The organism is Phaeobacter sp. CECT 5382 (assembly GCF_001457775.1).
Taxonomy (GTDB): domain Bacteria; phylum Pseudomonadota; class Alphaproteobacteria; order Rhodobacterales; family Rhodobacteraceae; genus Pseudophaeobacter.
Genome location: NZ_CYSG01000037.1, coordinates 1 through 8,916, shown reverse-complemented (window position 1 = coordinate 8,916; position 8,916 = coordinate 1). Strand labels below are relative to the sequence as shown.

At 59.6% G+C, this 8,916-nt stretch carries 6 protein-coding genes; 1 reads left to right on the top strand and 5 read right to left on the bottom strand.

The annotated features are described in order from the left end of the window. Positions 1–596: 596 nt before the first annotated feature. On the bottom strand, positions 597–3,806 hold the full coding sequence (locus tag PH5382_RS19030) for a 2Fe-2S iron-sulfur cluster-binding protein (RefSeq protein ID WP_058335961.1): 3,210 nt from the start codon (positions 3,804–3,806) through the stop codon (positions 597–599). Positions 3,807–3,949: 143 nt separating this feature from the next. On the opposite strand from PH5382_RS19030, the gene PH5382_RS19025 reads away from it, so the two are divergent. After that, the gene (locus PH5382_RS19025; protein WP_058335960.1) at positions 3,950–4,738 is read left to right on the top strand and encodes a helix-turn-helix transcriptional regulator; all 789 of its coding nucleotides are present in this window, start codon (positions 3,950–3,952) and stop codon (positions 4,736–4,738) included. Positions 4,739–4,741: 3 nt separating this feature from the next. Here the strand turns inward: PH5382_RS19025 and PH5382_RS19020 are convergent, their stop codons facing one another. From PH5382_RS19020 to PH5382_RS19005, 4 genes are all read right to left on the bottom strand, one after another. Then, complete coding sequence (locus tag PH5382_RS19020; protein ID WP_231751946.1) at positions 4,742–5,530, bottom strand: LamB/YcsF family protein; 789 nt, start codon at positions 5,528–5,530, stop codon at positions 4,742–4,744. After that, positions 5,527–6,558: a 5-oxoprolinase subunit C family protein gene (locus PH5382_RS19015; protein ID WP_058335959.1), complete on the bottom strand. Its 1,032-nt coding sequence runs from the start codon at positions 6,556–6,558 to the stop codon at positions 5,527–5,529. The genes PH5382_RS19020 and PH5382_RS19015 overlap by 4 nt, the downstream gene beginning before the upstream one ends. Then, positions 6,555–7,307 (bottom strand): 5-oxoprolinase subunit B family protein, encoded by a 753-nt coding sequence (locus PH5382_RS19010; protein WP_082645774.1) that lies wholly within the window; start codon positions 7,305–7,307, stop codon positions 6,555–6,557. The genes PH5382_RS19015 and PH5382_RS19010 overlap by 4 nt, the downstream gene beginning before the upstream one ends. A 296-nt stretch (positions 7,308–7,603) precedes the next feature. Next, positions 7,604–8,916, bottom strand: a 1,313-nt coding sequence (locus tag PH5382_RS19005) for a methyl-accepting chemotaxis protein (protein ID WP_058335958.1), incomplete at its 5' end; no start/stop codon positions are given.

Genomic DNA, 8,916 nt, shown 5'->3' with positions numbered 1-8,916 from the left:
CCGCGCCCCAGCTGCGTATCGTCGCTGCCGGTAGAGGGGGTTCTAGTGTTAACTCCAAACACCCGCAACACCAAAATCAACAAAATCACACTTTTCTGCGAAACAAATGTGAAAATAAAACAAAAACAACACCTTATACACAGATAAAGTCGCTCAATTCATCAGCACAGTATAGGTCGGTGCACCTTCACTGACGAAGAAACCCAAGGCCACATACCAAAGGGGACTACATATAGGTGTCAGGCTGAAGAGAACCACAAGCACACCTGCGACTCGCTGCGCCAGAACCGGAAAACGAGTCGGTCGTTGAGCGTTAAGTTGACCACGTTTTTGAATTTCACTCAAAACTTCCGCCTAAAAAGGCCCTTGCTCATTTGCAGGGCAGGAAAAACCCTGCCGGGGCCCTCTCTCAAATCTCGCGCGATCACAAATCATTTGGGAAACCCGGTTGATGGGCCTGAGCCCGCGCCGCAGTCATGCGGCGCCGGGCCCAAGAGTCGCGGTGCATCGCAGATGCGCCAGGCGATGCGCGGGAGCACCACCGGCTCGCGTATGTCCGTCAGATACCCACGCACAATAGAAAAGAGAGCGAAAGCCTATAGGTCGACCTCGATAATACCATCTGTGTCTGCCGCACGCGACTGGCACAGGATCACCGCGTGTTTCTGCTGCGCCTTCGAGAGAACAAAGTCGCGATGTTCCACCTCGCCGCCGATCAGGCCACATTTGCAAACTCCGCAAATCCCGTCTGAACATTTCACATCTATATGTATGCCGTTTTCCAACAACACATCCGTCGCAGTCTTGTCAGCAGGCACCTCCAGAATACGGCCGGAACGCGCCAGCTTCAGCTTGAAGGCGTGGTTCTCATAGTCTGGCAGATCCGGCACCGAGAAGTATTCAAGGTGGCGCGCCTCCTCCGGGAAGCCTTGACGCGTCGCCGCCTGCAGAACACCCTCCATGTAGCGGTCTGGCCCACAGGTGTAGACGTGCTGCCCGTCAGCATAGCCAGCCAGCAAATGATCCAGGTCTGCACGCGTCCCTTCGGAGGACACGTGGACATGGACATGGTCCGACCAGGGCATCGCGGCAAGATCCGTCAGATACCCCGCGTCCTCCCTGTTGGAGATGGAATAGTGCAGCTCAAACGGGCCGCCCAGAGCGTGTAGGCGGTGTGCCATGGCGATCATCGGCGTGATGCCGATCCCCCCGCCCATGAGGAAGGACTTCGCGGCGGCCTCTTCCAAGGGGAAATGGTTGATTGGCTTTGAGATGAAAATCTTGCGGCCTTCGGCAAAAATGCGGTGCAGAAGCTGCGAGCCGCCGCGCCCCGCATCCTCGCGCAAGACACCTATCTGGTAGGTGCTGCGATCCGCCGGATCCCCGGACATTGAATACTGGCGCAGAAACTCCGGCGCGACCACGATGTCGAGGTGGGCCCCTGCCGTCCATTCCGGCAGGGGGGCGCCATCAAGGCTAGTGAATTCGTATTTGGTCACATCCGGGCTCATCGTTTCGGCCCGTGCGATGCGGACCTGCAGAACCGGACTGTCGACATCATTGGTATAGTGGTGATCCCAGCTGCCGGTCTCTCCTTTGGCGCGACGCTTTTGGTATTCCTCGGCTGTGATCATCTGTTGATAGGCCTCAATCCCGGCCTCACGGTCCATCGGGAAGGGGTAGGGCCAGGGGTGTGGTGCCAAGGGTGCCGGATAGACGGCCAGTGTCTGGTCCTCATATTTGAGATCCAGATCCTTTTGCAGGGCACGGGCATTTACCGGATGCCGCGTCGGGCGATAGCCGCCGTCCTCTTCCATCTCCAGATCCCACCACCATTTTTTGACCGGGTTCATCTCACCATTGCCCAGCGCATCGTCGAGTTTGGCCAATACCGGTGCTGCCTTTGGCATATTCATCGCAGCCCAGCGAAAGGGGCGTTCGGCAAAGATACCTTCGAGGTTCCACGGGCAGGTCTTCATGCAGCGGCCACACATGGCACCCCCCGGTGTCGTGATCCTGTACGTGGTGCATTTCTGGCTGTCGCTCTTCCAGATCTCATAGCCGTTGAACATCAGTTTGGGTCCGGCGGTGATCGCGCCCGACGGACATTCACGGGCACATTTATTGCAGGCCTCGCAGAATTTTTGCAGGCCAAAGTCGATTGGCTTGTCGTGATCCATCGGCATATCGGTGGTCACTACACCGGATTTCAGCCGTGGGCCCAAAAAGGGATTGAGGATGACCTCGCCAATGCGGCTCACCTCTCCCAGTCCTGCCAGCAGCAGGAGCGGCGGTTGCAGCACTTCGCCATCCATCACCGTGTGGGCCTTGGCCTTGTAGCCGAGATTGCGGATCTGGCGGGCGATGACACCACCCAGCAGTGAAAACCGAAGGTAGGCCCGCATCGATTGCGCCACGGCGATCCAATCATCGCCCGAAGTACCTTCTGTGGTGTCAAACCCCTGATCCACAATCATGCTGATCGCCTGATCATGGTCTGGATGGATCTCGGCACCCGTTGCATCATGACTATACCAAGTCCAGTCCGGGCAACGGCTAATGCCAACCGCATCAATCCCCAGCCAATAACTGGCCGCCTTGATATTGGCAGCGTTGCGCGCTGCATCCGTGGGGCGCGGGCCACGGGAAGGCTCGCCATCCTGTAGCAAGACAAAGGCACCAAGCATACGTCGCTGCGCCATCGAGGGCGCCGCCTTGCGCACGTAAAAGCCACCTGTGGCGGCCTTTTGATTACCCTTGCCCATATCCCCAAACTGACTGCGGGCAAACATATCCGCACGTTTTGGCACCCGTGCCACGCGGGCCTCGTCAATATAGGTGGTGGGATCGTCAACCCGGTTCAGGGTTTCAAAGGGATGCGGGCCGTCTTTGAAATCGCGCGCCTCGAAGGGATCGCCATTGAGGGCTGATCTTTCCGACCCCAGACCCAGCCACCATTTCGGACCCTTGATCTGCAGCAATGGCTGCTGGTCCAGCGGCAACAGTGGCCGGTCCAGGTTGAGATCAAAATCGGTGGTCACCACTGCAATCCCAAAACGCTCCCCCAGATAGGGATTGACCAGACGCCCACCTTCGACAGTTGCAAGCCCCGCCGCAACTGCCAGCTGGTTGAGATCCACATCCGCAGATGTGCCGGTATGGGCCTTGGCGTCCCAGCCCAATAAACGAATGTAGTTGGCCAGCACCACGGCTGTTTCGCTGGCGCGCAGGCAGGCGCGATGGTGCTCAGCACCCTCGATCCACTCGCAACCCTCTTCCTGCGGTTTGGGATCGCGCGGCATGTCATAAAGAAAGACGATTGCGCGGGCGTGATCACCAATAGTTGTGGGCGGCGCCTGCATCGCCTCCTTCAGGTCCGCCATGATATGGTCGATACCGGCCGCCAGTGTTTTTGTCTGACGGGTTTTCAGATCTTCAGACAGGCGGTCAATGTCTGGGTTGCGATAGGGCTGCGCCAGCCGCGCCGAAGCAGGCACCGGGCCGACGCCGACCATGGCCGCATCCGCAAAATAGCCAAAGGCTTTAATATGGTTGGCGCGCTCCTTTGGATCGCTCGGGCAGTCGGCCTGCGCCTTGTTGACCAAGCCGTCGCGGATCGCGTCCATCATCGCCTGATATTCGCCCATAGCATTGACGATTGAGGCAGGCCGGTTGGGGCGGCGAAATTCAAGCGGCTGAAAGACAGGTGCCGCCGCCAGATCCGGCATCGGCCCTCGGACCAGGCGTTCCATCGGAAAGGGGCCAAGGTGGATGGGGCGCGTCCGATTTGAAAATATCTTGGTCATGTTGGCCGGGCCTCTTCGCTGTGTCTTGTCGCCAGATGTTATGGCTGGGTAGGTTTTTAGCTGGATCGTTTTAGTCGTTGGGTCGTTGGATATAGGGAACCTGCTTGACTATTTCACAATAGACACCCCAGTCTGTCACCCGAATGAGTGACATATTCCCCCCCAGGCCTCTCCCAAGAGATGACGTTGCCGAACTGGCCGCCGCCGTTGTCAGGCCTGATTTCGCAACACAGCTTCTGGCCTACATCCGCAGCGCTGCGGATATTGCCAATTTCGGCACCTTCTATGTGGCCGACATGTCCCGCCCTGCCCCCGTCCTGTCGATCTGGGCCGGAGAGATGAGCAGCTATTGGTTCAATCGAAACGCAAGCGTGATCCTGGCCAATGATCTGCTGATGCAGAGCATTCTGGAGCGGATCCGTGCAGCCCAGGGCGGCGGGCTGTTCATCGAACGCTGGCGCCCAGCCCCAGACGACCCGATCAGCCCGATCTATGCCCGCGATCAGGTGATCGAACGCGTTACCGTCTCATCTTATAGCGAGCGCGTGGGCTTTCAGTCCTTTTTCCTGCGTGGCAAGGCCTCAGGCTGGCTGTCGGATCAGGACATGCAACGACTGCAGCAGGTTCTGCCGCTGGCACATGAGCTGATCGGCCTGAGACACCGGATCGTCGGGGCAACCAGTTTCAATCGTACGACAGGCGGTCAAGCCTCGGCACTGCGTGAACAGGATGCTGGCCCGTTTGGAGATCTGACCCCGCGCGAGGCTGAGGTCTGCGATCTGGCGGTGCGCGGGATGAGCGTTGCAGGAACCGCGCTGCAGCTCGGGGTCGCCGAAAACACCATACGCACTCTGCGCCGCCGCGCCTATGGCAAGCTGGGGGTTCATTCCGCACCCCAGATTCCCCCGCTGACCCCCCAGGCGCAGGGCTAGGTGCTAGTTTTGCCCCCCAGAAAAGCGCCCCATTTCACCCCCACCCGCCTCGAGACTGTTGCGCACCGATTTGGCCAGCGCGACCGCCTCTGCAGTGTCGCCGTGCAGGCAAATGGTATCGATGGAGGTGGGGATGCGCTTGCCGCTTTCGGTGATGATCGCGCCCTCTTCGACCATCTTAAGAATACGTGGCCCGGCCAGATCCGCATCATGGATCACTGCCCCCGGCAGACTGCGATCCACCAGAGTGCCATCATCATTATAGGCACGATCGGCAAAAATCTCGCCACACCAGTTGCAGCCAAGGTCACGCACGACCTCTTCCATGGCGGTGGCAGCCAATACCATGATGATGATGTCGGGATCGACATCCAACGCGGCCTCGTAACAGGCCCGCGCCATAGCGTGATCAACACAGGCCATATTGGACAGCGCACCATGCAGTTTCAAATGACGCACCTCTGTGCCAAGTGCGGCAGCCATGCCCCGTGCCGCGCCCAGCTGATAGCGCACCATATTGCCTAGGCTGTCAGGCGACATATGCACTTTGCGACGCCCAAATCCCTGCAGATCAGGAAAGCCGGGGTGGGCGCCGATGCCAACGCCGTTGTCCAGAGCCTGCACCATGGTCGCGGCCATCACATCCGGGTCGCCTGCGTGAAACCCACAGGCGATATTGGCAGAGGTCACAACGTCCAGCAGTGCCTTGTCGTCGCCCATGTTCCAGGGACCAAAGCTTTCGCCCATGTCCGCGTTGAGATCGACTGTTTTACGCAAGTCTGGGTCGCTCATGTGATATCTCCGGATTCAAAGGGCTCTGCATCTGCCGACACCACCCCACTGATGAGTTGATAAGATAGCAGGTCCTGCATGATAGCAGGATCCCGCAGCAGCGGTTTGCAGCGCGTCGGCAGCGCCTTGATCATCTTGTCGTATTGCGCCTGCGCCGCCAGCCCCTCCGCCAAAGAGATCCAGCGAAAACGCAGCGCGGTCCCTGCCTGCGCCTGAGCAACCCGTGTCAGATCACAAGGCAGGACCGACCCGATCCGGGGGTAGCCCCCGGTGGTCTGCGCCTCGCGTAGCAGCACAAAGGGCTTGCCATCACCGGTCATCTGCACATCGCCCGGCACGATGATTTCGGACAGAACATTGAGCTGCCCCGCCGCCGCGAATCCCTCGCCCTCGGAAATCATCTCAACCCCCATGCGGTTAGCACGACTGCCCCGGGTGAACGCTGTTTCGGCAAACCGTGCCCGTACCTCTTGGGCAAACAGGCTGGACTGAAAACTCTCGACGATACGCAGCTCACCTCCCTGAAAACGATCCTCGGCGGCCAACCCCAACCCCGTCTCGCGCCCAGTGTCTGTGCCTGCTGGCAGCAGATCCCCCTCGACCACGGTGCGCCCCAAACCAGAAACAAGATGCGCAGCACGGGCCCCTAGCAGAGCCTCACTGGCAATGCCGCCCCCGAGATGCAGATAGCCATAGACACCTTTGCGCGCCGCACCAATGTCGAGACGCTGTCCCGCCTGCAGTAGGTGCGATGCGTTCCACGCAAGTGGTGCACCATCAAGACTGGCCACCATCGGTGCCCCGGTCAGCGCGATCCGAACGGGGGCGGTGGCTTCAAATGCGCCCCCCATTCCCGCCAGTTCAAGCGCCGCAAGCCCGCCATCCTGACGCAGCAATGCGGCCCCCTCGGCCAGAGCCAACAGATCCGCAGCCCCCCCACAGGATATTCCCTGATCCAGTCGCCCCGCCCGGCCCTGATCCTGGATCGAGGCCGCTGGGCCGATCCGAAGCACCCTGAGCGCGCTCATGTCGCGATCTCCTCGCGGCTGGCACCACCAAAATGCGGATCCGCAGCACAGAGCCGATCATACTCAGGGCGCGTCACCGGGATGAATATCATCTCATCCCCTGCCCGCAAAGCAATGGGATCATCCGCCTGCAGCTGAAAGCCTCTGAACCCCGTCTGCCCAACGTGACGCCACCCCGTTGGGGCAGCGGCGGTAAACAGGACAAATTGGCTGATCGCCAATACCAGCGCGCCTGGGGGCACCTGTGGCGTCAATTCCGTCTGTCGTGGCAGGTTCCATTCAGCCCCTAGAGGGCCAAGATAGGGCTGTCCTGGCGCAAATCCGATGGTGAGCACCCGCACCCGCGCGCTACCTAGGCTTTCGATCGCCTGATCAACATTCATCCCTGCAGCCTCGGCGGCCTCCTCCAGCTGGGGCGCAAGGTCGGTGCCATAAACCGTCGGCACCCGCCACAGACGCCGCCCCGCTGGCAGCTCTGCCCGCTGCCAGTCTTGTTGATCAATTAGCCCCTGCAGATGATCCTGCAACGCCGCATGACTTATCACCGTGGGGTCAAAGCGAATGAAGACCGAGGCCAGTGATGTCGCAATTTCCTGCACTGGCAGCCCATTGCCGGATTTCAGTGCCTCACAAAAGGCCAAAGTCGCCCGATTGGAGGCTTCGCTCAACTGGTCCGCAAAAGTGACCAGCAAGCCAGTCAGGCCGACCGTTCGAATGACCGGAAATTTCACCGTGTTCTGTGCGCCCACATCGCCCCCGACTGTTCCCTGATTGACCGTTGATTTTGCGCCACGTTCGCGGCGCACCGGCGCGGTGTCAATGCCTCGTGTGGCCTTGACAGACCAAGCGCCGGACCTAGGGCCGGACACGGGCGCCGGTGATCTGCTTCATTTTCAATATTGATGCGTCACGCGGGTTTTCAACCCGAGAGCTCGAACCGGCTGGAAACTACAAAAAACGGCCCCTAAGGGCCGTTTTGGAACGAGTGGGTTCTGAAGCCCCGACGTCTGCCCCGCGTGGCAGTCCTGGCTCTGTTGTTGATTGTTCAGAAATCTTCCCAGCCCCGGGCTGCGCCGGCTGACTGCCCTCCGGTGCCCGTCATTGACGAAGCCTGCTCCGAAACTCGGGTTGAAACCGAACGTTCACGAACATCCGGCGATGACATTGCAGTCGGCATCTGCACCACATTGCCAACACCAATAGGTTTCGTCTTGAAGACCCCCAGCTGTCGGGTCAGCTGTCCGGCGTCATTGGACAATGTAAGGCTCGCTGCAGTGGTTTGCTCGACCATGGCCGCGTTCTGCTGCGTTACCTGATCCAGCTGCGTCACACCGGTATTGATTTCCACAAGCGTCGTCGATTGTTCCGCCGCGCCGCGCGCGATCTCACTGATGTGATTGGAAATGGTGCCGACACTGTCGATGATTCTCTGTAGCTCCTTGCCGGTCTTTCCAACCAGATCGACGCCGCTTCCCACGTGGTGTTTGCTTTCTCCAATCAGCTGTTTGATCTCGCCCGCAGCACCAGCAGAGCGCTGCGCCAGCCCACGCACTTCTGAGGCGACAACAGCAAACCCCCGACCAGCCTCACCGGCGCGGGCGGCTTCGACCCCGGCATTCAGCGCCAGAAGATTGGTCTGAAAGGCGATGTCATCAATCACGGTGATGATCTTGGCAATCTCCTCGGATGAGCCTTCGATTTTTGACATCGCATCAATGGCATCGCTGACCACAGTGCCACTGTGAACAGCCACAGACTGCGCCTGATCGACGATCTCTTCCACTTTTTTGGCGCCATTGGCCGCGGCCTGTACAGTTGACGTCAGCTGTTCCAGCGCAGCCGCCGTTTCTTCCAGCGTGGCCGCCTGGCTTTCAGTACGATGTGACAGATCACTGGAGGACTGACTGATCTCACCAGCGGTCTGCCCGACACCTTCGGACACCTGCTTGGCTGTATTCACCGTGACCTCCAGCTGCTCGACAGACTGGTTGAAGGCTTTGCCAAGATTGCCGATATCCGTAATATCGGACACTGCCACCCTCGCGCCGAGATCCCCCTCTCTGAGCGCTTCCAGACCTGTTGCAATCGCTGCAAGACCGCGGCGGCGGGCGGTGACATCAGTTGCCACCGTAACCACCCCGCCTACAGTTCCGTCGGCAGCAAGCCAGGGAGCGTAGGTCGCCTGCATCCAGATTGTTTCGCCGGTTTTGGTGACCCGCGGGTACTGGTTGGTAAAAACCTGCCCGCGGCCGAGATCAGCCCAGAACGCAGCATAGTCCTCGCCTTGCGCATAGTGCTTTTCACCCGCATTTCCCAAGTAACTTGACGTTTTCGCGCCTCCAACGGCCACTAATGTGT

Bases quoted from the DNA above. Each gene is read 5' to 3' on its own strand.
- PH5382_RS19030 (WP_058335961.1), bottom strand. From the start codon at position 3,806: ATGACCAAGATATTTTCAAATCGGACGCGCCCCATCCACCTTGGCCCC.
- PH5382_RS19025 (WP_058335960.1), top strand. From the start codon at position 3,950: ATGAGTGACATATTCCCCCCCAGGCCTCTCCCAAGAGATGACGTTGCC.
- PH5382_RS19020 (WP_231751946.1), bottom strand. From the start codon at position 5,530: ATGAGCGACCCAGACTTGCGTAAAACAGTCGATCTCAACGCGGACATG.
- PH5382_RS19015 (WP_058335959.1), bottom strand. From the start codon at position 6,558: ATGAGCGCGCTCAGGGTGCTTCGGATCGGCCCAGCGGCCTCGATCCAG.